Raw genomic sequence first — 24,734 nt, 5'->3', positions numbered from 1 at the left:
ACCATGCTCCCCTTCGTGCAAGCACTGCGGTGCCCTGCTCCGGCACACCTCGTCCCTCGCCGTACCTCCGCGAGGCCTCCTCGCGCTCACACCAACACCTCGAAGTCTGCGACGTACCCCTGCAGCCACGACGCCAGCTGGCTCCACAGTCCCGTCACCATCGCCAGCCCCAGCAGCACCAGGAGACCACCGCCGATCCGCATCATCGCGAGCCGGTGCCGGCGCAGGAAGACCATCATCCGCTCCGAGGAGCGCAACCCCAGCGCCACGAGCACGAACGGCAGCCCCAGGCCCAGGCAGTACAGCAGCACCAACACGAGCGCGCGGATCGGATCGGCACCACCGATCGCCAGACTCTGCACCGCGGCGAGCGTCGGACCGATACAGGGCGCCCAACCGATGCCGAAGACCACACCGAGCAGCGGCGCACCCCACACCCCGGCACGCGGGGAGAAGTGCAGTCGGCGCTCGCGCTGCAAGAACGGCAACGCACCGATGAAGGCCAGCCCCATGACGATCACCACCACACCGAGGCCGCGCAACAGCTCGTCCTGCCAGCGCACCAGCGCCACACCGATCCCGGCCAGCGCCATCGTGGTGGCGGTGAACACCGCCGTGAAACCGGCGATGAATCCGAGCACGCCGAGGACGAGCCGCATGCGGGCACGGCGGGTCGCCTGCGTGCTGCCGCGAGCGGCCGGCGTACGGCCCGCCCCACCGGCATCGGCGCCCACCATTCCCCCGACGTAGCCGAGATAGCCCGGAACCAGCGGCAGCACGCACGGCGAAGCGAACGAGATGAACCCAGCCAGCAGCGCCACCGGGGCTGCCGCGAGCAGCGGCCCCGAGAAGACGGTCTCGGCGAAGGTGCGGCCGAGTTGCTCCCACCAGGTCACGGCACCTCGGCCCGTACGTCGTCGATCAGTGCACTCAGCGTGCTGGCCTCCACCCGGCCCACCACCCGGGCGGCCACGCGGCCGTCCTGATCGATCACCACTGTGCTGGGCATCGCCTGCAACGGCACCACGCCCTGCAATGCCGCGACCCCGGCGGCGTCGGAGTCGTACAGGCTCGGATACGGCACCTCGAAACGCCGCTCGAACGCGAGTGCCGTCGCTGGTTCGTTGGTGTGGTTCACACCGAGCAGATGCACGCCCTCGTCGGAATACTCCTCGTGCACCTGCGCCAGATCGGGAGCCTCCGCCCGGCAGGGCGGGCACTCGGCGTACCAGAAGTTCAGCACGGTGATATCCCCGCGCCAGTCAGCCAGATCGACCGGCTCTTCCTCGAACGTGACCCCCGCGAGCTCGACGACGTCGCCACGCTCGCCCCGCGGCCAGGTCTGCACGCTGCCATCTCCGGAGACGTAGCCGGTGTCGACCTCGGCGTCGGCGGTGGTAGTGGCATCCGCACTGCACGCAGCCACGGTCAGCCCGGCGACTGCGGCCAGCGCCCCGGCGACCACACGGCGCCGCGAGGGACCGGTCACGGAAGCACCGCCGTCGAGGTATCTGGCAGCAGGTCGCGGCACGGTTCGGCATAGTCAACAGTGATGAGCGTGCCGTCATCGAACGTGAGCGAGGTGATCGACGCAAGCGTGGTGTTGCGCTTACGAGGATCGTGCACCATGCTGCGACCCTCGAGATGGCGGCGCATGGTCCAGATGGGCAACTGGTGGGAGACCAGCACGGCCTCGTGGCCGGCTGCCCGGGCCCGCGCCTCGCGAATCGCGGCGGTCATCCGCTCGATCACCTCGACGTAGGGCTCACCCCAGGAGGGCTTCCAGGGGTTGACCAGCTTGACCACCCGCGCCGGTCGCAGCAGGTGGGTGGGGTCCTTCGCCACAGAAGTCCCCTCGAAGTGGTTACCGGCCTCGATCACCCGCTCATCCGTGCCGAGCTCGAGCCCGAACCCCTCGGCGATCGGGGTGGCGGTCTGCTGCGCACGCAACAGCGGCGAGGCAGTCACATCGACGATGTCTGCACCTTGCTCCCGCAGCGTGGAGGCGACCCGCTCGGCCATCTCGCGGCCGCGGGCCGACAAGGGATACCCCGCGAGACGGCCGTAGAGCACCCGGTCGGGGTTGTAGACCTCGCCGTGCCGGATCAGATGGACCGTCGTATAGACCATGGCACCAGTGTCGCAAACCCCGACGACGTCCCTGACCCCCGTGTGCGGCAACCGGCGTGAAGCCGGTCACCTCCTCGTTCAGGGTTCGTGGCGGTCCATCTCGCGGAGGATCTCGGTGAATGCCTGTCCCACTGTCTCCAGCTGCTCGGGTGTGAGCACATCCACGAGGCGCCGCCGTACAGATTCCACGTGCGCGGGTGCTGCGGCTTTCAGCTTCTCGAACCCGGCGTCGGTGAGCACGCAGTCGACCCCCCGACCGTCGTCGGCCGCACTACGGCGCTCGAGGAATCCCGCTGCCTCCATCCGCCTGACGGTGTGGGTCAGCCGCGACCGGGAGGAGATGACGTCGTGAGCGAGCCGCGACATCCGCATGGTGTGGCCCTCGCACTCACTGAGCCGCACCATCACCTCGTACTCGTTCATCGACAAGTCAGCCGCCTCCTCGAGGTCGCGTCCAAGAGCCTCGAACAACGCCCACGACCCTCCGAGCAACGCACGCCAGTGTCGCTGCTGATCGGCGTCCAGCCATCGTGGTTCTGCCATGTCGTCCCTCTCGCGTGATCAATCCCGACCGACCTCTTGACAGCAAGGGTAGTTGTCCCGCACAGTAATTGCTACAAGATTCAACTAATTCTTCGATCCGAGGAGATCCATCGTGAGCACCATCCCCGCCGGCATCTACGCCATCGACCCCGTCCACAGCGAGGTCGGCTTCGTCGTCCGTCACTCCGGCATCTCCAAGGTGCGTGGCCGGTTCACCGAGTTCGCCGGCTCCTTCACCATCGCCGACAACTTCGCCGACTCCTCCGCCCAGGTGACGATCCAGTCCGCATCGGTGCACACCGGCAACGAGCAGCGTGACGGCCACCTGACGAGCCCGGACTTCTGGGACGCCGCCTCCAACCCCGAGTGGACCTTCACCTCGACCTCCGTCGAGGGAAGCGGCGAGGAGTTCACCCTGCACGGGGACCTGACCATCAACGGTGTCACCCAGCAGGTCGCACTCGAGGTCGAGTTCGAAGGTGCGCTCGCCAGCAGCGATGGCGAGGAGAAGGTCGGCTTCTCCGCCCAGACCACCATCTCCCGCAAGGAGTTCGGCCTGACCTGGAACGTCGCCCTCGAGGGTGGCGGCCTCCTCGTCGGCGACAAGGTCACCATCTCGATCGAGGTCCAGGCCGCGAAGCAGGCCGTCGCCAGCCAGGCCTGACCTCCCCCGCACGCGGAGCCAGGACAGAGGCCCTCCCCGGTTCAGCCGGTGAAACGCTGCCCGGTTCCGCGCCGCAAGAAATGACGGCCCTCAGCGACACCGCCTATGTGGCACGGAGTCGCTGAGGGCCGTCGTTTGTGTACCGGGCTCCGTCAGGCCAGCGCAGCCTCGAGCCGCGCCGGGTCGATCCGGTAGTACCCGACCTGCTCACCGTCGACGACGACCACCGGGACGAGTTCCCCGAACCGAGCGGTCAGATCGGCGTCGGCGTCGACGTCCACCTCGGCCCACGTCGCTCCTCGACGTTCGCTGATCACCCGGACCACACGCCTGGCGGCATCGCACAGGTGGCAGCCGTCCCGGGAGTAGAGAATCACGCGCGCATCCACAATCCCAGGGTACGGGTAGCGAGCCAGGTACCGAGCGTCAGCTCTGGCCGGGACCGAGCGCCGGAGGGCGCGCGAAAGGGCCGGACCGGCTCCACTGGGGAGCAGCGGTCCGGCCCAGCGCAGGTGAGCGTCACGTCGAGGTGCCGCCAGGAGGGCGATGCCGACTGCGCGGCCCTACTGGCGGAACCTCTTACTTCTTGTTGCGGCGCTGGTGACGCGTCCTGCGGAGCAGCTTGCGGTGCTTCTTCTTCGCCATCCGCTTACGACGCTTCTTGATGACCGAACCCACGGGACCTCACTACGACTCAGGCGATCACGCGAACGCTCCGGGGAATCCCCGGCGCTCGCGTCGGACAGAACATCGGGCCATCTTACCTGCCCGGGAGGGCAGCACCCGCCGCGGCGGGTCAGCGACCGGAAGCGGCTCGCGGATCGCCCCAGTCACCCAGGCCGCCCGAGAGCATCTCCTCCACGGCGGCCTGCGGCACCCGGTAGGACTTCCCCACCCGGATCGCCGGCAGTTCACCGGAGTGAACCATCCGGTACACCGTCATCCGGGAGACACGGGCCATCTCGGCCACCTCGGCAACCGTGAGGAAGCGTGGTGCACCGTCGTCGGCCATCCTCGTCTCTCCCTCTGTCGGTCGTCGTGCCTGGTAGCCCGGCGAACTTGCGCCTCGTCGGACGTGGACAAAGCCCCAGACGAGCATCCTAGGGGTAAAACACCGGCGACGGGAACCGCAGGAGGCAGATCAGTCCGCCGTGAGCGGGTCAAGACCGCGCCAAGGAAAGGCGGCACGTCGTGTCGCGGCGATCGCCTGGTCCACCGGATCTGCAGGGTCGTATCCGTCGACCCAGGACCGGAAGTCCGTGTCACCGCCGTCGGACATGGTGGTCGGACCGTCTCCGTCACCCAAGTCACGCACCCGCTCCAGCCACCCGGCAGGCAGGTCGGTCTGCACCGCGAGCGGCACACCTGCACTGACGGCAACCAGATGCGCCCACGAGCGTGGGACGGTCCAGATGAGGTCGTACCCCCCACCACCGGTGGACAGCCATCTCCCACCGGCGTGCTCCGATGCCCACCGGCCCACCATCTGCGCTGCTGCGCGCTGGGCATCGATCGTGAGGTCCAGACTCGCCTGCGGGTCGCGCCGGTGAGTGTCGCATCCGTGCTGACTGACGATGACCTGTGGTGCGAACTCACGGACCACCGGCCCGGCGACGGCCTCGATCCCCCGCAACCAGGCGACGTCGCCCGTACCTTCCGGAAGAGCGAGGTTGATCGCCGATCCCCGCGCGTCCGGGCCCCCTACATCCTGGGCGAAGCCCGTTCCCGGGAACAGCGTCTGCCCGCTCTGGTGCACCGAGATCGTCACCACCCGCGGATCGTCCCAGAACGCCCGCTCCACCCCATCGCCGTGATGGGCGTCGATGTCCAGGTACAGCACACGCTCACAGCCGGCGGCCAGCAGCCAGGAGATCGCCACCGCCGCATCGTTGTAGATGCAGAACCCGCCGGCGCGGCCGGGCATCGCATGATGCATGCCTCCGGCGATGCTCACTGCACGGGCCGGCCCCTCCTGCCATACAGCGCGCGCCCCTGCAAGGGTGGCTCCCACGATCCGGGCCGAGGCTTCATGCATCCCGGCGAAGATGGGATCGTCGGTGGTTCCGAGCCCGCGGGAGCGATCCGGAACGCCCTCGGAGGCTGCGCGCACGGCCGCGATGTAGGCACGCTCGTGCGCGCGGGCGAGCTCGTCGTCGGAAGCCGGCTCGGCGTCGACCACCCGCACCTCAGGAGCGGACAGCAGCCCGAGCGCGGACAGCAACTCGACCGTGAGGCGCAACCGGATCGGTGCCATCGGGTGCCCAGCGCCGAAGTCGTACGCCAGGAGCTCCTCGCTCCAGGGCAGCGTGAGGGGGCAGGGCATACCTCACGGTAGCGCGAACGCCCCCTCCTCGATGCAGACTGCGGCCGGCGGCGGCCATCAAGCTGCCCGACCCACCGGTGACTGCCTGCTCCGGCACGGATCGACGTGGCACAGTAGGCACGTCCCGACCGCAGGCTGTCAGGAGAGACGTGGCACGCGAGCAGACCCCTCGCCCCGGCGACGATGTCGGGGTGCTCACTCGCATGCGTGAACGCGTCGACGACGTCGCACGCCACTCCCCGGCCCGGCTGACACTGATCGTCTTCGCCTCGGTGATCGGGGTGGTCACAGCGCTGCTTTCGCTGCCGATCTCCACCAGCACCGGTCAGCCCGCTCCGTTCGTGGACGCGCTGTTCACCGCTACCTCAGCCGTGTGCGTGACGGGACTGGTCACGGTCGACACCGCAACCTACTGGTCGCCGTTCGGCCAGGTGGTGATCCTCGTCGGGATCCAGATCGGAGGGCTCGGGGTGATGACCCTCGCCTCGATCCTGGGTCTGGCTGTCTCTCGTCGGATCGGGCTGACGCAGAAGCTGCTGGCTGCGGCCGAGACGAAGACCACCCGGCTCGGCGAGGTCGGCTCACTGCTGCGTGCCGTCCTGGCGACCATCGCCGTGATCGAGGGGGCCCTGTGGATCGTCCTGTTCCCGAAGTACCTCCTCATCGGCTACCCCCTCGGAGAGGCACTCTGGCACAGCCTGTTCCAGGCAATCTCGATCTTCAACAACGCGGGCTTCATCATCGAAGAAGGTGGTCTGGGCCAGTACGCCGGTGACTGGTGGATGGTGCTGCCCATCATCATCGGGGCGTTCATCGGTGCGCTCGGATTCCCCGCCATCCTCTCGATCAGCCGGAACTGGCGCCGCCCCCGGCAGTGGTCGCTGCACGCGAAGCTCACCGTGGCCACGAGCACGATCCTCTGGGTCGTCGGGACCCTCGCCATCGGCTTGCTGGAATGGGCCAACCCTCGTTCATTCGGGACCCTCCCGGTTGCCGACCGGATCCTCAACGCGATGCTCGCCGGGATGACACCGCGATCGTCCGGGTTCTCGACCGTGGACATCGCGACCATGACCGAGAGCACCTGGTTCATCCAGGACGCGTTGATGTTCGTCGGTGGCGGCAGCGCCTCCACCGGAGGCGGGATCAAGGTGACCACCTTCGCCGTCATGGTGCTCGCCATCCTTGCCGAGGCACGAGGCGATCCGGACATCGAAGCGTTCGGACGGCGGATCGCGCCCACCGTGCTCCGGCTCGCCGTGGCGGTGGCTTTCGTGGGTGCCACCCTCGTGGGTGCCGGAACGCTCGCACTGCTCGTCCTGACCGACCTGCACCTGGACGTGATCCTGTTCGAGGTGATCTCCGCCTTCGCCACCTGCGGACTGAGCACAGGTATCACCGCCAACCTGCCCGACTCCGCCAAGTACGTCCTGAGTGCTCTGATGTTCACCGGGCGGCTCGGCACGATGACGATGGCCGCGGCCCTCGCCCTGCGAGACCGCCGCCGTGTGATCCGACTTCCCGAAGAGAGGCCGACCATTGGATAAGAAGTTTCCGCGCGGAAGCACCCCTGATCTCGACCAAGGTGCCGACGCCAGCGTTCTGGTGATCGGGCTGGGCCGGTTCGGTGGAGCGCTGGCGGCGACGCTGGACGAGTTGGGACGCGACGTCCTCGCCGTCGAGCGGGATCCTGACCTGATCCGCGATTGGACCGGCCGCATCCCGCTGGTCGAGGCCGATGCCTCCAACCCTGTCGCCCTCGAGCAGCTCGGGGTCAAGGACTTCCCGATCGCCGTCGTCGGGGTGGGAACCTCACTGGAGGCGAGCGTGCTGATCACCGGGAACCTGGTGGACCTCGGCACCCCGCTGATCTGGGCGAAGGCGATCTCTGCCGAGCACGGGCGCATCCTCCAACGCATCGGCGCCCACCACGTCGTCTACCCCGAGCATGACGCGGGGGCGCGGGTGGCACACCTGGTCTCGGGCCGCATGCTCGACTTCATCGAGCTCGAGGACGGTTTCACGATCGTGAAGATGCGCCCGCCGAAGGAGACGCATGGGTTCACGGTCGGCGAGACGGAGATCAAGAGCAAGTACGGGGTGACCGTGATCGGTGTGAAGCAGCCGGGTCAGCCGTTCGAGTACGCCACCGCCGAAACCCGGATCGACGCCGGCGACACGCTCATCCTCTCCGGTGACACGGCGCTGCTGGAGAAGTTCGCTGCCCGGCCGTGAGCTCTACTTGACGTCGTAGGAGCGCACAGCGGTCGCCTTCTCCCCTGGCTTGGGGGCGATGACCACGACGGCCTGACGGTCACGCTTGGAGGCGCTGAGCAGGGGTCCTTCGGGCAGTCCGGGCAGGATCTGCGCCAGTGGCAGGGGCCGGCCTGCGACCTTGCCCTTGGTCAGGGCCGTCTCCCACTGCGCCACCTGCGGCCCGGCAGCGGCGACCTGCTGGCGTACGTGGGCGAGTAGTTCCGCGTTCTGCTGCTCCGACATCGATGGGTGGGTGAGCAGGTCGACATCCAGCCCGGCGGACTTCCTGTCGATGCTCACGCGCAGGCCCGTCGGCTGGGCGAGGGCCAGGTACCCGCGTTCGAGATAGGCCTGGTGCAGGCGCCGATAGAGAGCATTCTGGGAGATCATCGCGTAGGCGAACAGCACGGCTGCGAGCACCAGCAGGATCGGCGGGCCGTAGACGACGAAGTTCAGCCACACCGACGTGGCCTGGTCCTCGCCGAGCGTGGACCAGAACACCCGCCAGAAGCGGGAGGAGCCGATCGCGGAGAAGTCGTTGTCGAGAGTGCGCAACGTGGAACGCAGGTTCCACAACAGCCCGATGACGGCGAACATCAGGGCTATTCCCGCAGCCGCCATCGTGGGGCGCTCGATCCGTAGCGACTTGCCGAAGCGGTGTGGGTCGGTGAACTGGCTCTGCAGCTGGGTGATCGACACGAGCAGCACTGTAGCGGGACCGACGGGACCGTCAACCGGTGACCACTGGGTGGTCTGTCACCCAGCCGCCGGTGGAGTTCGGGCGCCCAACACTCCTTCAGATCAGTCCGCGAGCTCGCGCCCCATCTCGATCGAACGCAGCCGCACCGTCTCGGCCGCGGCGATCACCGCGGCCCGGACTCCCCGCTCGTCCAACTCCCGGATCGCGGCGACGGTCGTACCCGCCGGGGAGCTGACGCGTTCACGCAGTACCACCGGGTGCTCACCGGTCTGCTGAGCCATCGCCCCGGCGCCGGCGACGGTCTGCACGGCGAGGTCGCGAGCGAGGTCGCGGCTGAGGCCGCCGAGCACCCCGGCCTCGGCGAGGGCGTCGATGAGGTAGAAGACGTACGCGGGGCCCGATCCGGAGATAGCGGTGACGGCATCCTGATAACTCTCCTCGACCCGGTGGACGGCGCCGGTCCCGGCCAGCAACGTGGCCACCTGGTCGAGGTGGTCACCGGTGGCGTGCTCCCCCGCGCTGAGCACGCTCACCCCGGCACCGATCGTGGCGGGGGTGTTGGGCATGACGCGCACCACGGGGGTGCCTGCGGGCAGGCGGGAGGCGAGGTACGCCGTCGAGATCCCGGCGGCCACGCTCACCACGATGGCGCCGGGTGCGAGCGCCGGAGCGATCTCGGTGGCGATGCCACCGATATCCTTCGGCTTGACGGCGAGGATCACCACGTCAGCCCCGGTGACTGCCTCGGTGTTGCTGCCGGCCGCCTGCACACCGAGCGCGGCGGCGCGGGTACGCGCGTGTTCGGGCCGGCCGTCCGCCACGCGCACGCCGCCAGCATCCACGGTCGGCAGCATCGAGGTGAGGATGGCCTCCCCCATCACTCCGATGCCGATGAGGGAAATGCGTTCTGCCATGGCGGACTCCAGTCGGTTGTGGTTCGTCATGCGGTCGGTGCTCACGTCACAGGGGGTAGGCGCGGTAGAAGGTCGTGACGGTCTCGACGTCCGGCCCGTCGGCGATCAGCACGACGGTGGCGTTGGTCCATGCCACCCGGGCGTCGTCGTCGGTCTCCCACACCACGTAGCGCCCTGCGACCTCACCATCGACCTCCACCTCACCGGTCTCGACCGGGTCTGCGCCCTCGGTCAGAGTCGAGAGTGTCTCCTCCGCCTCGCCGGCTTCCTCCCATTGCGCGATGCGGAGGGTGACGGCGTCGGCCGGGCCGGTGTAGGTCAGGTGCCAGCTCTCCAGGGCGTTCGGGTCGAGGGGCTCGGGGTCGGCGTCCTGGGCGGTGACGGCATACGGGGCGGTGGCTTCCACGGTGTCCGGCAGAGCGGCGAGCAGGGGCGTGGCGGTCTCCCGCTCGATCGGGTCCGGGGCTGCCGTTGTGGCGGGCTCGGAGGCCGTGGGCGACGGGCTCGCGTCAGGCTCGTCATCACCATCCAGCAGTGGAACCAGCAGGACCGCCAGCACGACGAGCAGGCCCACGACGAGGGCGATCAGGGTGGGCAGCAGCCATCGTGGGCGGCGGCCCTTCGCCTCACCTGGGCCGAGTCCGTCGGCGCCGGGTCCGCCGGTGTCAGCCCCCTCGCCTGCACCCGTCTGGCTCCTCATCTCGCCTGCTCATCTCCCGCCGTCGGCCCGCATCGATGGACCTGCCTGCCCAACCCGGTCCTGTGCTCTACTGCCCCGCACTGTACGCGCCGTCCGGCCCTCGCGCGGCTGACGTCTGGTTTCCGAACACGCCTGCGGGCGCCGTCCACAGGTGACGGGCCCACCCCGAGGCCGGATGTCAGCGCAGGCGGCTACCGTGGCGCTATGGCGACGACGGGGCAGGGCCGACGATGGCAGGATCGATGAGAGCACGGACGACGTTCGCATGCGCCGGCTGCGGTGCCGAGTATGCGAAGTGGTATGGACGTTGCCAGCAGTGCGGGGCCTACGCCACGATCGAGGAGCAGGCGGCAGCGCCCGCAAATGCCGGTCTGAAGTCGACGCGCACCACTCGAGCTCCGGCTCGTCCTGCGCGTCGCGTGCGCGAGATCGAGGTCGATTCGCGGCAGGCGCGCACCTCGACCGGATTGCGGGAGCTGGACCGGGTCCTCGGCGGGGGCCTGGTGCCCGGGCAGGTCGTGCTGCTCGCCGGGGAGCCGGGGGCAGGGAAGTCCACGCTGCTGCTCTCGGCTGCCGATGCGGTCGCCGAGTCGACCGGGCGGCCGGTGCTGTACGTCTCCGGTGAGGAGTCGGTCCACCAGCTCGCCGCACGCGCCCGCAGGATCGAGGCCACCAGTGAGCATCTGCTCCTCGCGGACAGTAACGAGCTCGGGGAGGCACTCGGGCACCTCGAGGCCGTCGAGGGTGAACCGGCTCTGCTGATCGTCGACTCGGTGCAGGCGATCGCCTCGGCCGAGGTCGAGGGCCGCGCCGGTGGTGTGGCTCAGGTGATGGAGGTCGCCTCCACCCTGACCCGGCTCGCGAAGTCGCGGAACCTGCCGATGTTCCTGGTCGGTCAGGTCACGAAGGAGTCCACGCTCGCCGGCCCGCGAGCCCTGGAGCACATCGCCGACACCACGCTGGCGATGGAGGGCGAGAAGCAGACGCCACTGCGGATGCTGCGCACCATCAAGAACCGCTTCGGACCGGCAGACGAGGTCGCCTGCTTCGAGCAGACCGACACAGGGGTCGTGGAGGTGCCGGATCCGAGCAGTCTGTTCCGCAGCCTGCGTGCCTCACCGGTTCCCGGGACGTGCCTGACGGTGACGGTCGAGGGCCGCCGGCCGATGATCGCCGAGATGCAGGCGCTCGTCTCGCCCAGCACCACCCCGAACCCGCGGCGTGGGGTGAGCGGTCTCGATACCTCCCGGGTCTCGATGCTGGTCGCGATCACGGAACGCCTGGGAGGCGTGCGCCTGAATGACAAGGACGTCTTCGCCGCGACGGTGGGCGGGATGCGCTCCAGTGATCCGGCGACGGATCTGGCGGTGTGCCTGGCGATCGCCTCTGCCTCCCAGGACCTGCTGGTGCCGCTCGACGTGGCCGCCATCGGCGAGGTGTCGCTGTCCGGGGACATCCGCCGGGTGGGAATGATGACGCAGCGGCTGGCGGAGGCCAGGCGCCTGGGGTACCGCCGGGTGATGGTCCCCCTCGGCACCGGCAGCTCGCTCGGGCAGCAGTCCGGCGATGTGGAGCTGCTGGAGGTCGCGACAATCCACAATGCCTTCTTCACGCTGACGCAGTTGCAACCTCGGGCCCGAGAGTCCGCGGGGTCGCCGACTACGATGGAGCGCGAGCGAGGTCGGCTCACCTCGATCAGACCGGTCGAATCGTGACCACGACCACCGCCCTGCAGAAAGGTTCCCGGGTGCCTGCTTCCACTCTCCCACCACTCCTGCGCGAGACCTTGCGCGCCGTTGCTCCCGGTACCGAGCTGCGGGACGGGCTGGAACGGATCCTGCGTGGCCGCACCGGCGCGCTGATCGTGCTCGGTTACGACGAGACGGTCGCTCACATCTGCTCGGGCGGCTTCGAGCTCGACGTTCCGTTCTCCTCCACCCGGTTGCGTGAGCTGGCCAAGATGGACGGGGCGATCGTGGTCGACAACCGTGCCGGCCGGATCCTGCGGGCTGCCGTGCAGATGCTTCCGGACGCCTCGATCGAGACGACCGAGTCCGGCACGCGCCACCGCACCGCCGAGCGGACGGCGAAGCAGACCGGGTTCCCGGTGATCTCGGTGAGCCAGTCGATGCGCATCGTGGCTCTGTACGTCGGCGGCCAGCGGTACGTGCTGGAAGACTCCGACACGATCCTCTCGCGCGCGAATCAGGCCCTCGCGACCCTGGAGCGCTACAAGTCCCGGTTGGATGAGGTCACGGGCACCCTCTCCGCCCTGGAGATCGAGGATCTCGTCACGGTGCGGGATGTGGCCGCGGTGGTGCAGCGGCTGGAGATGGTGCGACGGATCTCGGCGGAGATCTCCGACTACGTGGTCGAGCTCGGGACGAACGGCCGGCTCCTGTCACTGCAGTTCGACGAGCTCATCGGCGGCGTGGGACCGGACCTGGAGCTCGTGGTGCGGGACTATCTCGACCCGCGCAGCGTCCGGTCCCTGGACGATGTGCTCGACGCGCTGGGTGGCCTCGACTCGACTCAGCTGATCGACCTGACCCAGCTGGCCCGCATTCTCGGTGTGGGGGGCCGGCAAGGCGACTCGCTGGATTCGGCCCTCTCCCCGCGTGGATACCGCATGCTGACGCGGATCCCGCGGCTGCCGATGAGTGTGGTGAACGATCTGGTGGAGCACTTCGGGTCGCTGCAGAAGATGCTCGCCGCCACCACCGACGATCTCGAGGTGGTCCACAGCGTCGGTGGCCAGCGTGCCCGGACGGTGCGCGAGGGGCTCTCCCGGCAGGCGGAATCCTCGTTGCTGGAGCGTTTCGCCTGAGGCTTCCCTCGCGGAGTCCCGCGGGGCCGCGCGACGCACCGGTCAGCTCAGCGTGAGGGCCTGTTCCGTCGCGACGCGGCTCTCTCCGACGATGAGGGCCACCTCGATCACATACGTGCCCGCCTCGGCCACGGTGGTGTCACCTGGGCACCCTTCGGCGCTCCGGCGCCCACTCCAGGTGAGGGTGCGCTGCTCCTCGGCACCGATGTCCAGCAGAATCGGAATCTCCGACGATCCCGCCGGGCACTCAACGCTCGTCCACACCTGATCCTCACCGGAGGTGACGGTCATCTGCAAGGCGGCATGGCCGACGTCCAGTAAGCATGGCACCTGCCCGCGGTTGGTGACCGTGACCGCTGCGGGCACCTCAGAGCCTGCACTCACCTGGGTCGAGTCGAGCGTCGTGACGACGTCGATCGCCTGCGGCAGACATCCCACCGGATTGGCGAGGGCCTCCTCATCCGGTGATGACTCGGGAGCCGGCGTAGTCTCGGGAGCCGGCGTGGTGGCCCCATCGGTGGCAGGCTCGGTCGCGGCGGGTCCTTCGCCTGATCCGAATCGCTCCAGCAGGGTCCGGACGCCGAGGCTGCCGGCGAAGGCCGCACCCGCCACGAGCACCAGCGCGAGAAGACCGACCACGAGGCGCCGACGGCGGTAGGAGGCCTTGCTCGGGCGGGAGGTCGCGTTCGCACGGCCACGTGAGGCAGCCTGCGAGGTTCGCCCTGTGCGGGGGGCCGCACCTTTCGGCGTGCCCGACCCACGCGTCGAGTTTCGTGTGCGGCTGGCACCAGCCGATCCCTTGACGGCGGAGCCCGCCTTCTGACCGGAGGTGGGCTCCGTCCGACGTCGCGCTCCGGTCCCCCGGGTCACGGCACCGTCGGCACCGCCGCGGCCTGAACGCGTGCGGTGCCCGGCATCACGAGGGGTTCGGTTCGGCACGGTACAGACGGTATCCCGCGCCCCCGGGGCACACGTGGAGCCACGTCGAGGAGGCACCACACACGCCGTCTCGTGGTGAGCGTCAGGAGTGCGGGCGCGGGCGTTGACCGGACGCAGCCCGTGCCCGCCGTTCGGCCTCATTTTCCCGCCGGCGCTGATCCTGCTGCCGCGTGTCCTCCTGGACCACCCGCTCGGCGATCAGCCAGTCCGGCGGGTCGTCTCGCAGTTCATTGATCTCGGCGGTCGTGAGCGCTCCCTCGATACCGGCCCGGGTCAGACCGGAGATCGAGATACCCAATCGGCCGGCCACCACCGGCCGCGGGTGCGGGCCGTTGCGACGCAGATCGGTCAGCCAGTCCGGTGGGTGTCGTTCCAGCTCCTCCACCTCCTGCCGGCTGAGCTGGGCCGCCTGGAACTCCTGCGGCGCAGCCGGAAGGTAGATGCCGAGCTTCTTCGCGGCTGTGATCGCCTTCATTCGTTGCTGGTCGGCTCCCATGGGAGCAGTATGCCCGCTCGCTAGGCTGGGCGCGTGACCACGCCATCGTTCAGACTCGGCTACGTCCCCGGGGTGACCCCCGCGAAGTGGGCGGGGATCTGGCGGGAGCGTCATCGCACGGAGCTCGAACTGGTGCCTCTCGCCGTCGGGGACGCCGAAAGCGCGGTGCGCGAGGGTGACGTCGCGGCCGCGCTGCTGCGGCCCCCGGTGGACCGGGAGGTGTTGAGCGCGATCGTCCTCTACGAGGAGGCCTGCGTCGTGGTGACGCCGATCGATCACGTGATCGCGGCCCTCGAACGGGATGAGCCGGTCACCTCGGAGGACCTGGCAGACGAGGCCATGCTGCACCCAGGCGATGACGTGCTTGGCAGCCCCCCGGGCCAGCTGGTCGAGTATCGTCCGCCGACCACCGCCGAGGCGATCACCCTTGTCGCTGCCGGTACCGGACTGTTGATCGTCCCCCAGTCCTTGGCGCGCTTGCACCACAGGCGCGACCTGACCTACCGGTTCCTCGACGGCGGGCCGACAGCGCCGGTGGCGCTGTGCTGGCCGACCGATCGCACCACCGACGAGGTGGAGGATCTGATCGGCGTGGTGCGGGGCCGGACCGTGAACTCGTCCCGGGGCCGGCCAACTCCACCGTCGACGAAGCCGGTTCGGCCACAGCAAGGCGCGCGCAGTTCCCCAGGAGGGCGCGGCTCCGGTGGTCGCAGTTCCTCAGCCGGACGCCGATCCACCCGACGCGGCCCGAACCAGCGGGGCAACCGGGGACGACGCTGATCGCGGCGCGGCGAAGGTGGATTCCGCGCACGCCTACGCTGGAGCAGCGATGACCACTGCCCCCGACTGCCCGTGCGCCGACTGCACCTCGACCCTGCACGAGACGATCCTGACCTGGTATGACGATCATGCCCGCGACCTGCCGTGGCGCGTACCGGGGGCGACCGGGTGGGCGGTACTGGTCAGCGAGATCATGCTGCAGCAGACACCGGTGGTACGGGTGGAACCAGCGTGGCGGGCGTGGATGCACCGCTGGCCCACACCCGCGGATCTGGCGGCTGCGAGCCCGGCGGAGGTGTTGCGGGCGTGGGACCGGCTCGGCTACCCGCGGCGTGCGCTGCGACTGCGGGAGGCGGCACGCACGATCGTGGCCGAGCACGGCGGCGTGGTGCCCGCCGACGAGGCGGCCCTGCGTGCGCTTCCGGGGATCGGTGCCTACACGGCAGCGGCAGTCGCAGCTTTCGCCTACGGACGGCGCACGGTCGTCCTGGATACGAACGTGCGCCGCGTGCTGGGTCGCCTGGTATCGGGGATGGCGCTGCCACCGCCCTCGCAGCGTCGTGCGGAGAGCGAGACGGCGGCCGCGATGCTGCCCGAGGAGCCGGAGCGATCCGCGCGCTGGAATGTGGCGGTGATGGAGCTCGGTGCACTCGTGTGCACGGCCCGCTCGCCGCAGTGCGGTCAATGCCCGGTGGCGACCCACTGCCGGTGGAGGGCTGCTGAGTATCCGGCGGACGAGTTCGCTACCGCCCGTCGCACCCAGGCCTGGCACGGTACCGACCGTCAGGCGCGGGGCCGGGTGCTCGCGGCGCTGCGCACGCAGGAGGAACTGGGGACCCATGAGGTCGGCGATCTCTGGCCCGATGCCGGTCAACTGCAGCGTGTGCTGGCAGGGCTGTGCCTCGACCGGTTGATCGCCGCCGAGACCGACCTGGACGGGGTGGTGACGGGCTACCGGCTGCCACAGGAGTGAGGCGGCCGGCGCGGGAGACTAGGCTCGGCCTGTGCCCTCCGGAACTCTCCCGCCCGATGTGGTGATCGCGCGCGCCCTGCGCGCTCACACACGCACCTTGGTCGCGATGTGCACGATGGTGGTGGTGCTGATGCTCATCGGCGCGGGGGCCCTGAGCATGGCCGGCGGGAACGTCGGCGACCTGCGGGTGGTGGCCGGCCTGACGATGCTGGGGGCGGGACAGGTGCTGGCGCTCGCCGCGGCCGCATTCGCAGGTGCCGGATGGCTGCACATCGTGCGCGCTGTCGGAACGCCGGGAAGTACGCAGAGCGCCCGGGCGGTCGCCGATGGCATCCCGGGCGAGCAGGTGGAGGTGACCGGCCGCCGTCTGGCCCTGCTGCTGCGCGTGACGCTCGGCGTCGCGGTGCTGGGCGTGACCGCCTGGGCGGTGATGGCAGTCGAGGGCGTGATCGGTGCGGTCGTCGGCGGGGTGCTGGTGGCACAGGTCGCCGTGGTGATCACACTGGTACGCACGCACCTGCTGCTACATCCACGACGGCCCTGACCTCGCCGGCCACGGCCCGTCGGTGGCTTCAGGTGCCTGCGGCAGCACGGATCTGCGTGACGCTGAAGGCCCCCGGGCCGAAGCCCTCGCGCGCCGCCCGGTGCGCTAGGCCGACCAGGGCGGCGTTGACCGGGGTCTGCACCTGATACGCCCGGCCGAGCGTGACGATCTCGCCGTTGAGGTAGTCCACCTCGATCGATCCGGTACCGCGCTGGAGCGACTGCCAGCTCGACCCACCGCCGCGCTGGTGACCGGGAACCTCACCCAACCGGGCACGTTCCTGCGCCTGCTCCTCCTCCGGTGAGGCGAAGCCGATACCGGCGGCGGCGAGCGCCGCCTCTGCCTCGGCGCGCGCCTGCCGGGCGATTTCCTGAGCCTGATCACCTGCAAGCGAGCCGACGAGTGCCTCGACCGCGTTCGCGAGGTTGCTGAGCAGCTTGGCGTACTTCCACCGCATGACGTCCTCGCGCACTGGAGCCAGGAACTCGCTGGCCTCCAGATCCGCGGCGACCGCGAGGTCAGTGTCGTCGGTTCCCTCGGGATAGCGCCCCAGATGCAGCACCCCCCGGTACGGAACGCCTTCTGCAACCACGACGCCCGCCCGCAGATGAGTGGCCGGAAGCCACACGCACACCCCATGCACATGCGAGAAGACCCGGGCCGCAGCCGGTTCATTCGCGACGCCGTTCTGGGCACACAGCAACGGCAGCCGGTGCGCCGCGGTCCCGCCCGAGACCACCGGGACGTCTGCCCAGGCCCGCAAGGCCGCCGCCGTGTCCTGCCCCTTGACGGCTAGCACGAGTACGTCGTCCTCGCTCAGTCCCCCATCGTCGCGGATCAACTCCTCTGGTCCGTTCACCACCCGGGGGTGCAACGTGCTTGAGCCGTCCGGCGTCAGCAACCTCAACCCGTCCGACGCCATGACCCGCCCGTGCTCACCGCGAGCCACCAGGACGACGTCGTGCCCGTCTGCGTACAACTGCCCGCCGATGGTGCCGCCCACGGCACCTGCTCCGATCACCACATAGCGCATGTACCCAGCATCCCACCGCTGCAGTCCCTGTGGGATGTTGCCCTCAGCCAGAGAAGAGCAGGTAGAGGACCACGATGACGGCGATGACCACCAGCAGCCACCACCACGAGCCAGACGCGGTGCCCCTGCTCCTGGTGCCGCGATAGCGGTTGGACGACCACGTCCTGCGGCCAGACCTGCGATGGGTCGAACGACGCGAGCGTCGACCGAAAGATGAGGACGACCCTCGCGAACGGCGTGAGGACCCAAAGGACCGGCCGCCGGATCGGCGGCCGAATGAGCGGCCGCCCGAACGGCGACCGATACTGCCCATGCGTTTGCCCATGCGGTGACGGTAGCGGGCGCCCAGACGCCGTGCACTGGGCAGAAGTCCCCTGACATGTGCCCGCGATCTGCGACCGGGACGCACCAGGTCGGTGCGTACCAGTCCGGTCAGCGCCGAGGGCTCTCAGGCCAGTCGGCGCAGCATCCGCGTGTTTCCCAGTGTGTTCGGCTTGACCCGGGCGAGGTCGAGAAATTCGGCGATCCCGTCATCGCGGGAGAGGAGCATCTCCTGATAGACGTCTGGATCCACCACATCCCCCTCGATCTCGGCGAAACCGTGCCGGGCGAAGAAGTCCACCTCGAAGGTCAGACAGAACAAGCTCGCCAGGCCGAAATCACGGGCGCGGTCCACCAACGCCTCCAGCAACGCGTGCCCGACGCCCTGGCCGAGCATGTCGCTACGCACAGCCAGTGTGCGTACCTCGGCCAGGTCCTCCCACATCACATGCAGCGCACCACAACCGACGACGGATCCCTCCCAGGTGGCGACGAGGAACTCCTGCACGGACTCGTAGTAACCGACCATGTCCTTGGCGAGCAGGATGCGCTCGTCCGCATACGGTTCGACCAGCCCACGGATCGCACCGACGTCAGCAGGCCGGGCAGGGCGGATCTCGATCGAAGCGTCAGTCATGGATCCCATCTTCTCTCGTCCGTGCCCCTGCTCGCGCCCCGGCCCAAACCAGCCGAACGGCGCGGGGGGCGGGTGGGGGGTGGGGTTGCGGGTGCGGGCGGGGTGGGGCGCTACGGCCGGACCGAACCGCGTAGCCGGTCCAGCAACGACCGGGCGGTCGTCTCGTCGATGATGAGATCTGTCGCCACCCGCGCCCGCAGCGCACCGAGCAGTGCGGGCACCTTCGCCTCCCCTACCGCCACGCACACGCGCCGGGCGAGCTGGCGCAGGTCACCGGGGGAAGGACCAGTGGCACGTGCGTTGATCGCGATATCGCGGTAGCTGCCGTCCTCGCGCAGGAAGACCGTACACACGTCGCCGACCACCCGGTCCGCGGTGAGCTGGGCCATCTCCGCATCGTCCAGGTATCCGGCGTTGTAGACATGGGAGGGGACATCTGCAGCCACCGCACCAACACCGAACAGCGCCAGATCGACGTGCCGCTGGACATCGAGCACGCGCCGGACACTGCGCTCGCGCCACATCGCAGCCTTCGTCTCGGCGAAGTCGAAGAAGGCCGGTACCGGGAAGAGGTACGGAGTCGAGTCGAAGGCGCGTGCGAACGAGGCGATCAGGTCACCGGCGTACGTCACACCACCTGCCGCGGTACTCGCGGCTCCGTTCAACTGCACCACCGAACTGCCGCGCACGGGGGTGGGCGCCAGATGCCGCGAGATTGCCGTGACAGTCGTCCCCCAGGCCACGCCGAGCACCATCTGAGGCGTGGCCCACTCGGTCAGCAGCCGCGCCGCCACCATGGCGACCTGCTCGAGCCGGTGCAGTTCGGTGGCGTGCTCGCGCACGGGAACCACGTGTGTCTTGATACCGAAGGTCGCCGAGAGCCGATGGCCGATGTTGGTCCCGCTGCCGCTGGGCTGACGCACCGAGATCCGCACGACCCCCTCCTCGCGCGCCGACTTGATCAGCCGGGAGACCGTGGACCGGGAGACGCCCAGCGTCTTGGCAATGACCTCCATCGTCTGGTCCTGCAGGTAATACATCGTCGCTGCGCGGTAGGCATCGTCCTCACGCACTCTCACTCTCCCATCCCTGGCGTGCACATCTGTGCACGATGGTTGCGCACTCGTGCGCTGCGAGCAAGCATGGCGGCCAGAGGGGCTCCGCCACACTCGGTGCGGCCACCTCGATCACACGGCTCGAAGGGGAGAGGTGACGTGCCTACGCAAGGTCGGGCTCCGACGTCGGAGATCACAACCAGGCACCAACCACGCCCAGAGACGTGCGAGCGGCGCTTCGAACCAACGCGCCGCGTCCTACTCCTGATGAGAAAGAGAGTGTGATCGTGAACTTTTCCGCGATCTTCGTCCCGGAGTTGTTCGGGACCATGATGCTGACGTTGCTCGGCTGCGGCGTGGTCGCCAACGCCGCACTACCCAGTACCAAGGGCAATGGTGGCGGCTTCCTGATGGTCAACTTCGGCTGGGGCCTCGGCGTCTTCGCCGGTGTCTTCGTCGCCATCTCCAGCGGAGCCCACATCAACCCCGCAGTGACGATCGGGCTCATCGCCAACGGCGCCGAGAACTTCGCCGACGGCATCCCGGTCACCGCCTCCAACACGCTCATCTACATCCTCGCTCAAATGGCGGGCGCATTCCTCGGTGCGGTGTTCTGCTGGCTTGCCTACAAGACCCACTTCGATGCCGACAGCGACGGTCCCACCAAGCTCGGGGTCTTCTCCACGGGCCCGGCAATGCGCTCCTACGGCTGGAACGTCGTGACCGAGGTGATCGGCACCTTCGTGCTGGTGTTCGTCGTGATCTCCTTCGGCTGGGCCGGCGAGAACGCCAGTACCGCCGCTGGACAGCTCGGCCCGCTGGCCGTGGCCCTGCTGGTGGTCGGCATCGGCGCCAGCCTCGGTGGCCCGACCGGCTACGCCATCAACCCCGCACGTGACCTGGGTCCGCGCATCGCGCACGCACTCCTGCCGATCAAGGGCAAGGGCGGCAGCGACTGGAGCTACGCCTGGGTCCCGGTGGTCGGTCCGATCATCGGCGGCGTGCTCGGTGGCCTCGTGGCTACCGCGGTCTTCGTCTGAGCACACCACCGGTGCGGCGGCGAGCGCCGCACCGCTCATGAACGGTCCGCACACTGCGGACACCCCACCACCGAAGGAGCATCATGGCGGACTACGTCCTCGCAATCGACCAGGGCACCACGAGCACCCGGGCGATCGTCTTCAACCACGCCGGCGAAATCGTCGAGACCGGTCAACTCGAACACGAGCAGATCTTCCCGAAGGCGGGATGGGTCGAGCACGACCCGATGGAGATCTGGCGCAACACCCGCGAGGTGGTGGGCCTGGCCCTCACCCGGGCAAACATCACCTCCACCGATCTCGCCGCCGTCGGCATCACAAACCAGCGCGAGACCACAGTCGTGTGGGACAAGAACACCGGTGAGCCGGTCTACAACGCGATCGTCTGGCAGGACACCCGCACCCAGAAGATCGCCGACGAGCTCGCCGGCGACGAAGGCGCCGAGAAGTACAAGGCGATCTGCGGCCTCCCGCTGGCCACCTACTTCTCCGGCCCGAAGGTGAAGTGGATCCTCGACAACGTCGAGGGTGCGCGCGCCAAGGCCGAAGCTGGTGACCTGCTGTTCGGCAACACCGACACCTGGCTGCTGTGGAACATGACCGGCGGCACCGACGGTGGTCGGCACATCACCGACGTCACGAACGCCTCCCGCACCATGCTCATGGACCTGACCACGCTCGACTGGCACGAGGGCGTGGCCTCGGACATGGGCATCCCGTTGTCGATGCTGCCGACCATCAAGTCCTCCTCCGAGGTGTACGGAGAGGGACGCCCGAAGGGCATGATCCCGGGCATCCCGATCGCCGGCATCCTCGGCGACCAGCAGGCCGCCACGTTCGGTCAGGCCTGCTTCGAGGTCGGGATGGCCAAGAACACCTACGGCACCGGCAACTTCATGCTCATCAACACCGGCGAGGAGATCGTTCCCTCGGAGAACGGCCTACTGACCACGGTGGCCTACAAGATCGGCGACGCCAAGCCGATCTATGCACTCGAGGGCTCGATCGCCGTCACCGGTTCGCTGATCCAGTGGTTGCGGGACAACCTGGGCCTGATCTCCTCCGCACCCGAGGTCGAGGACCTCGCCAAGACGGTCGAGGACAACGGCGGCGCCTACTTCGTGCCGGCGTTCTCCGGGCTGTTCGCGCCGTACTGGCGCGGTGACGCCCGAGGCGTGCTGGTGGGTCTGACCCGCTTCGTGAACAAGGGCCACATCGCGCGCGCCGCCCTGGAGGCGACGGCCTTCCAGACGCGCGAGGTGCTCGACGCCATGAACGCCGACTCCGGGGTCGATCTGACCGAGTTGAAGGTCGACGGCGGCATGATCGCCAACGAGACGCTCATGCAGTTTCAGGCCGACATCCTCGGTGTGCCGGTGGTGCGCCCGAAGATCGCCGAGACCACGGCCCTCGGAGCTGCCTACGCAGCCGGGATCGCCGTCGGGTTCTGGTCCGGTCAGCAGGATGTGACCGACAACTGGGCCGAGGGGCAGCGCTGGGAGCCGCAGATGGACGCCGACGACCGCGAGCGCACCTACCGGCTCTGGAAGAAGGCCGTCACCAAGTCCTTCGACTGGGTGGACGTCGACAGCGAGTAAGCAGCACCCCCGAGATCACCAGCCGGCGCCCGGTCAGCCCTTCTGGGGCTGGCCGGGCGCCGTCGTATGCGGCTGTCCGAGGAGGTCCGCTGGCCGGAGAGGCACGGATACGTAGTCTGCGGCAACAGGCTGCCGGCCCACACGCACCCGTGTCGATCCGGTCACTGCAGCGCGGTCGGAGGTGTGCACGGGGCGCGGATACCCCGAGATCTGGCACGTAGTCGCATGAGCAACCGGTTTCTCCGTAGGATGGGTGGCACACAGCACACCGACAACTCGGGGGCAGGACAACACGTGAGCAGCGACGGCGCCCCGACCATCGCGGAGGTGGCGCGTCAGGCCGGGGTCTCCCGGGCGACCGTCTCCCGGGTGATGAACGACCGCGCCACTGTCGACCCGCAACTCGCCGCCCGGGTACGTGAGGTGGCCGCCCGGCTGAACTACTCGCCCAGCCGCGTGGCACGCAGTCTCTCTCTCGGCCGCACCCAGACAGTGGGCCTGCTGGTGCCCGATCTCGGGAACCCCATGTTCCAGCAGGTGCTGCGCGGGGCGAACCAGGCCGCGCGCCGGTCCGGGTACCGGATCCTGGTCGCCGACAGCATCGAGGAGCCACAGCGGGAGGCCGAGCTCGCGATCGAGGCCCGGCGCCGCTGCGACGCCCTCATCCTGTGCTCACCGCGGATGCCGGAAGCCGAGCTGGTGCAGGTGCTCGGGGCCACCCGGCCGGTGGTCCTGGTCAACCGGGAGCTGACCGGATCGAACGTCCCCACGCTCACCGTCGACTACGTGCACGGCATCCGGGCCGTCGCCGATCACCTGCTCGAGCTGGGCCACCGCCGGCTGCTCTACCTCGCAGGGCCGGCCGAGAGCGCCTCCAACGCCGCACGCCTGGCCGGATTGCGCCAGTGGCAGGCCGAGCACCAGGAGGTGGTGGTTGATCACCTACCGTGTGGATCGATGATCGACGACGGGTACCGCGCGGTGGACGCCGTGCTCGGGTCCGGTGCGACGGCGGTGATCGCCTTCAACGATCTCGTCGCCTTCGGACTGCTCGGCAAGCTGGATGAGGCCGGGGTGATGGTGCCGGGTGAGTTGTCGGTCGCCGGTTTCGACGATATCGACTTCGCCCGCTACGCACGCCCCTCGCTGACGACGATGTCGGTCCCCCAGGCGGAGCTGGGACTGCAGGCGTGGAGCCACCTGCACGAGTTGCTGACGGGCCAGGGGGAGCGAGCAGCACCGCACACCCAGTACTTCCGGCCACGCCTGATCGTGCGCACCAGCACCGGAAGCCCCTCGTGAGTGCCGTCCTCTCCGCACTCGCCACCATGGCGGTCATCGCGTTCGCCGGCTGGGTGCTGGCCACCTTCCGCGTGCTCGGTGAGGGTGCCCAACAGGTGCTCGCGCGCCTGGTTTTTGCCCTCGCCACACCGTCTCTGCTGATCACCACCATCGGCGAGGCCGATCTGGCCCTGCTGCTCACCCGCACGGCCGCCACCACCTGGGTGAGCACACTCACCGTGGCGACGGCCGCCGTCGTGATCTTCGGCGTGCTGCTACGGCGCGGCCGGGGGCAGACCACGGTGGCCAGCCTCGCCGCCAGCTACGTCAACGCCGGCAACATCGGCATCCCGGTGGCGATCTATGTGCTCGCCGACGCCCTGGCCGTGGTGCCCACGATGCTCATGCAGCTGCTCGTGCTGGCCCCGGTCGCCTACGCGGTGCTGGACACGGCCGGGGCCAGCCGCCGCGAGCTGCTGCTACGTCCGCTGCGCAGTCCGCTGACGATCGGGGCGCTCATCGGCCTGACACTGGCCGTGGTGCCGTGGACCCCGCCCGATGCGGTGCTGCAACCGTTGCGTCTGGTGGGCACGACCGCCGCGCCGCTGGCACTGCTGACGCTCGGGATGTCCTTCGCGCCGAAACGACGCGGCCAGACGCCCGGGACCGATCCAGCCGCACCGCCCGAGGCGCGCGAGGCTGGGTCACGCGGTCACTGGGTGGATGTGTCGATCGTGGCCACGCTGCGTGCCGTGGTCCACCCCGCCCTGACATTCGCCGTGGCCAACGCCCTGGGGGTCGACGAGGAACACATGCTGGGCGTGGTGCTGATGGCTGCCCTCCCGACGGCGCAGAACGTCTTGGTCTATGCGCTGCAGTTCGACCGCGGGTTGCGGATCGCCCGTGACGCGCAGGTGATCACCACGGCGCTGTCGGTCCCGTTGCTGGTGGGTGTGGTGGCGTTGCTGCACTGACGCCCG

28 protein-coding genes are annotated in these 24,734 nt (G+C 69.1%); 12 read left to right on the top strand and 16 right to left on the bottom strand.

Annotation, left to right across the window (positions count from 1 at the left end):
• Nucleotides 1-86: 86 nt before the first annotated feature.
• The 4 genes from FV560_RS18865 to FV560_RS18850 all read right to left on the bottom strand — a co-directional run bounded on the left by FV560_RS18865 (nucleotide 87) and on the right by FV560_RS18850 (nucleotide 2,673).
• Complete coding sequence (locus FV560_RS18865) at nucleotides 87-896, bottom strand: cytochrome c biogenesis CcdA family protein (RefSeq protein WP_159623319.1); 810 nt, start codon at nucleotides 894-896, stop codon at nucleotides 87-89.
• Nucleotides 893-1,489 carry a TlpA family protein disulfide reductase gene (locus FV560_RS18860; protein ID WP_235020230.1) on the bottom strand — a complete coding sequence of 199 codons (597 nt, stop codon included), beginning with the start codon at nucleotides 1,487-1,489 and terminating at the stop codon, nucleotides 893-895. Before FV560_RS18860 ends, FV560_RS18865 begins: the two co-directional genes overlap by 4 nt.
• A complete protein-coding gene (locus tag FV560_RS18855; protein ID WP_159623317.1) occupies nucleotides 1,486-2,130 on the bottom strand; it encodes a histidine phosphatase family protein in 645 nt (214 codons plus the stop codon). Before FV560_RS18855 ends, FV560_RS18860 begins: the two co-directional genes overlap by 4 nt.
• A 78-nt stretch (nucleotides 2,131-2,208) precedes the next feature.
• Nucleotides 2,209-2,673, bottom strand: coding sequence for a MarR family winged helix-turn-helix transcriptional regulator (locus tag FV560_RS18850; RefSeq protein ID WP_159623315.1), 465 nt, complete (start codon nucleotides 2,671-2,673; stop codon nucleotides 2,209-2,211).
• Between the two features lie 112 nt (nucleotides 2,674-2,785).
• Between FV560_RS18850 and FV560_RS18845 the strand changes: the two genes are divergently transcribed.
• A complete protein-coding gene (locus FV560_RS18845; RefSeq protein ID WP_159623313.1) occupies nucleotides 2,786-3,337 on the top strand; it encodes a YceI family protein in 552 nt (183 codons plus the stop codon).
• Between the two features lie 152 nt (nucleotides 3,338-3,489).
• Here the strand turns inward: FV560_RS18845 and FV560_RS18840 are convergent, their stop codons facing one another.
• From FV560_RS18840 to FV560_RS18825, 4 genes are all read right to left on the bottom strand, one after another.
• A complete protein-coding gene (locus FV560_RS18840) occupies nucleotides 3,490-3,726 on the bottom strand; it encodes a glutaredoxin family protein (protein ID WP_235020229.1) in 237 nt (78 codons plus the stop codon).
• A 190-nt stretch (nucleotides 3,727-3,916) separates the two neighbouring features.
• The gene (locus tag FV560_RS18835) at nucleotides 3,917-4,015 is read right to left on the bottom strand and encodes a 30S ribosomal protein bS22 (protein WP_012085056.1); all 99 of its coding nucleotides are present in this window, start codon (nucleotides 4,013-4,015) and stop codon (nucleotides 3,917-3,919) included.
• Nucleotides 4,016-4,133: 118 nt separating this feature from the next.
• Nucleotides 4,134-4,349: a helix-turn-helix domain-containing protein gene (locus tag FV560_RS18830; RefSeq protein ID WP_159623311.1), complete on the bottom strand. Its 216-nt coding sequence runs from the start codon at nucleotides 4,347-4,349 to the stop codon at nucleotides 4,134-4,136.
• Nucleotides 4,350-4,478: 129 nt separating this feature from the next.
• The gene (locus tag FV560_RS18825; protein WP_159623309.1) at nucleotides 4,479-5,660 is read right to left on the bottom strand and encodes an acetoin utilization protein AcuC; all 1,182 of its coding nucleotides are present in this window, start codon (nucleotides 5,658-5,660) and stop codon (nucleotides 4,479-4,481) included.
• A gap of 203 nt (nucleotides 5,661-5,863) precedes the next feature.
• Here FV560_RS18825 and FV560_RS18820 point away from each other — a divergent pair, with 203 nt between their 5' ends.
• Both FV560_RS18820 and FV560_RS18815 read left to right on the top strand, forming a co-directional pair.
• Nucleotides 5,864-7,207 (top strand): TrkH family potassium uptake protein, encoded by a 1,344-nt coding sequence (locus FV560_RS18820; protein ID WP_159623351.1) that lies wholly within the window; start codon nucleotides 5,864-5,866, stop codon nucleotides 7,205-7,207.
• Nucleotides 7,200-7,895 (top strand): potassium channel family protein, encoded by a 696-nt coding sequence (locus FV560_RS18815; protein WP_159623307.1) that lies wholly within the window; start codon nucleotides 7,200-7,202, stop codon nucleotides 7,893-7,895. The genes FV560_RS18820 and FV560_RS18815 overlap by 8 nt, the downstream gene beginning before the upstream one ends.
• Before the next feature lie 3 nt (nucleotides 7,896-7,898).
• Here the strand turns inward: FV560_RS18815 and FV560_RS18810 are convergent, their stop codons facing one another.
• The 3 genes from FV560_RS18810 to FV560_RS18800 all read right to left on the bottom strand — a co-directional run bounded on the left by FV560_RS18810 (nucleotide 7,899) and on the right by FV560_RS18800 (nucleotide 10,230).
• Entirely contained in the window at nucleotides 7,899-8,615 is a 717-nt protein-coding gene (locus tag FV560_RS18810; RefSeq protein ID WP_159623305.1) for a hypothetical protein, read from the bottom strand.
• A gap of 102 nt (nucleotides 8,616-8,717) precedes the next feature.
• On the bottom strand, nucleotides 8,718-9,530 hold the full coding sequence (proC, locus tag FV560_RS18805) for a pyrroline-5-carboxylate reductase (protein ID WP_159623303.1): 813 nt from the start codon (nucleotides 9,528-9,530) through the stop codon (nucleotides 8,718-8,720).
• Between the two features lie 46 nt (nucleotides 9,531-9,576).
• Nucleotides 9,577-10,230, bottom strand: a complete 654-nt coding sequence (locus FV560_RS18800; protein ID WP_159623301.1) for a hypothetical protein — start codon at nucleotides 10,228-10,230, stop codon at nucleotides 9,577-9,579.
• Nucleotides 10,231-10,472: 242 nt separating this feature from the next.
• Between FV560_RS18800 and radA the strand changes: the two genes are divergently transcribed.
• Nucleotides 10,473-11,945: a DNA repair protein RadA gene (gene radA / locus FV560_RS18795; RefSeq protein ID WP_235020228.1), complete on the top strand. Its 1,473-nt coding sequence runs from the start codon at nucleotides 10,473-10,475 to the stop codon at nucleotides 11,943-11,945.
• A complete protein-coding gene (gene disA / locus FV560_RS18790; protein WP_235020227.1) occupies nucleotides 11,942-13,057 on the top strand; it encodes a DNA integrity scanning diadenylate cyclase DisA in 1,116 nt (371 codons plus the stop codon). The genes radA and disA overlap by 4 nt, the downstream gene beginning before the upstream one ends.
• A 42-nt stretch (nucleotides 13,058-13,099) precedes the next feature.
• Here the strand turns inward: disA and FV560_RS18785 are convergent, their stop codons facing one another.
• A complete protein-coding gene (locus FV560_RS18785; protein WP_159623297.1) occupies nucleotides 13,100-13,996 on the bottom strand; it encodes a hypothetical protein in 897 nt (298 codons plus the stop codon).
• 82 nt (nucleotides 13,997-14,078) lie between these two features.
• On the bottom strand, nucleotides 14,079-14,492 hold the full coding sequence (locus FV560_RS18780) for a DUF5997 family protein (protein WP_235020226.1): 414 nt from the start codon (nucleotides 14,490-14,492) through the stop codon (nucleotides 14,079-14,081).
• Nucleotides 14,493-14,525: 33 nt separating this feature from the next.
• Here FV560_RS18780 and FV560_RS18775 point away from each other — a divergent pair, with 33 nt between their 5' ends.
• Genes FV560_RS18775 through FV560_RS18765 form a run of 3 tightly spaced genes read left to right on the top strand, consistent with a single transcriptional unit; the run spans nucleotide 14,526 to nucleotide 16,789 of the window.
• On the top strand, nucleotides 14,526-15,272 hold the full coding sequence (locus tag FV560_RS18775; RefSeq protein ID WP_159623295.1) for a LysR substrate-binding domain-containing protein: 747 nt from the start codon (nucleotides 14,526-14,528) through the stop codon (nucleotides 15,270-15,272).
• 49 nt (nucleotides 15,273-15,321) lie between these two features.
• Nucleotides 15,322-16,245, top strand: coding sequence for an HhH-GPD family protein (locus FV560_RS18770; protein WP_159623293.1), 924 nt, complete (start codon nucleotides 15,322-15,324; stop codon nucleotides 16,243-16,245).
• A gap of 31 nt (nucleotides 16,246-16,276) precedes the next feature.
• Nucleotides 16,277-16,789 (top strand): hypothetical protein, encoded by a 513-nt coding sequence (locus FV560_RS18765; protein ID WP_159623291.1) that lies wholly within the window; start codon nucleotides 16,277-16,279, stop codon nucleotides 16,787-16,789.
• Nucleotides 16,790-16,817: 28 nt separating this feature from the next.
• On the opposite strand, the gene FV560_RS18760 is transcribed toward FV560_RS18765, so the two are convergent.
• The 3 genes from FV560_RS18760 to FV560_RS18750 all read right to left on the bottom strand — a co-directional run bounded on the left by FV560_RS18760 (nucleotide 16,818) and on the right by FV560_RS18750 (nucleotide 19,859).
• Nucleotides 16,818-17,822, bottom strand: coding sequence for a ketopantoate reductase family protein (locus FV560_RS18760; RefSeq protein WP_159623289.1), 1,005 nt, complete (start codon nucleotides 17,820-17,822; stop codon nucleotides 16,818-16,820).
• Between the two features lie 448 nt (nucleotides 17,823-18,270).
• The gene (locus FV560_RS18755) at nucleotides 18,271-18,780 is read right to left on the bottom strand and encodes an amino-acid N-acetyltransferase (RefSeq protein WP_159623287.1); all 510 of its coding nucleotides are present in this window, start codon (nucleotides 18,778-18,780) and stop codon (nucleotides 18,271-18,273) included.
• Nucleotides 18,781-18,890: 110 nt separating this feature from the next.
• On the bottom strand, nucleotides 18,891-19,859 hold the full coding sequence (locus FV560_RS18750; protein WP_159623285.1) for a sugar-binding transcriptional regulator: 969 nt from the start codon (nucleotides 19,857-19,859) through the stop codon (nucleotides 18,891-18,893).
• 263 nt (nucleotides 19,860-20,122) lie between these two features.
• Here FV560_RS18750 and FV560_RS18745 point away from each other — a divergent pair, with 263 nt between their 5' ends.
• The 4 genes from FV560_RS18745 to FV560_RS18730 all read left to right on the top strand — a co-directional run bounded on the left by FV560_RS18745 (nucleotide 20,123) and on the right by FV560_RS18730 (nucleotide 24,728).
• Nucleotides 20,123-20,875, top strand: coding sequence for an MIP/aquaporin family protein (locus tag FV560_RS18745; protein ID WP_159623283.1), 753 nt, complete (start codon nucleotides 20,123-20,125; stop codon nucleotides 20,873-20,875).
• A gap of 83 nt (nucleotides 20,876-20,958) precedes the next feature.
• A complete protein-coding gene (gene glpK / locus FV560_RS18740; RefSeq protein ID WP_159623281.1) occupies nucleotides 20,959-22,473 on the top strand; it encodes a glycerol kinase GlpK in 1,515 nt (504 codons plus the stop codon).
• A gap of 294 nt (nucleotides 22,474-22,767) precedes the next feature.
• Nucleotides 22,768-23,775 (top strand): LacI family DNA-binding transcriptional regulator, encoded by a 1,008-nt coding sequence (locus FV560_RS18735; protein ID WP_235020225.1) that lies wholly within the window; start codon nucleotides 22,768-22,770, stop codon nucleotides 23,773-23,775.
• The gene (locus FV560_RS18730; protein WP_159623277.1) at nucleotides 23,772-24,728 is read left to right on the top strand and encodes an AEC family transporter; all 957 of its coding nucleotides are present in this window, start codon (nucleotides 23,772-23,774) and stop codon (nucleotides 24,726-24,728) included. Before FV560_RS18735 ends, FV560_RS18730 begins: the two co-directional genes overlap by 4 nt.
• The last annotated feature ends 6 nt before the right edge of the window (nucleotides 24,729-24,734 follow it).

This window comes from Ruania rhizosphaerae (assembly GCF_009805705.1).
GTDB lineage: Bacteria > Actinomycetota > Actinomycetes > Actinomycetales > Beutenbergiaceae > Ruania > Ruania rhizosphaerae.
Note: the sequence above shows the minus strand (reverse complement) of the source record. Positions and strands in the feature narration are given on the sequence as shown.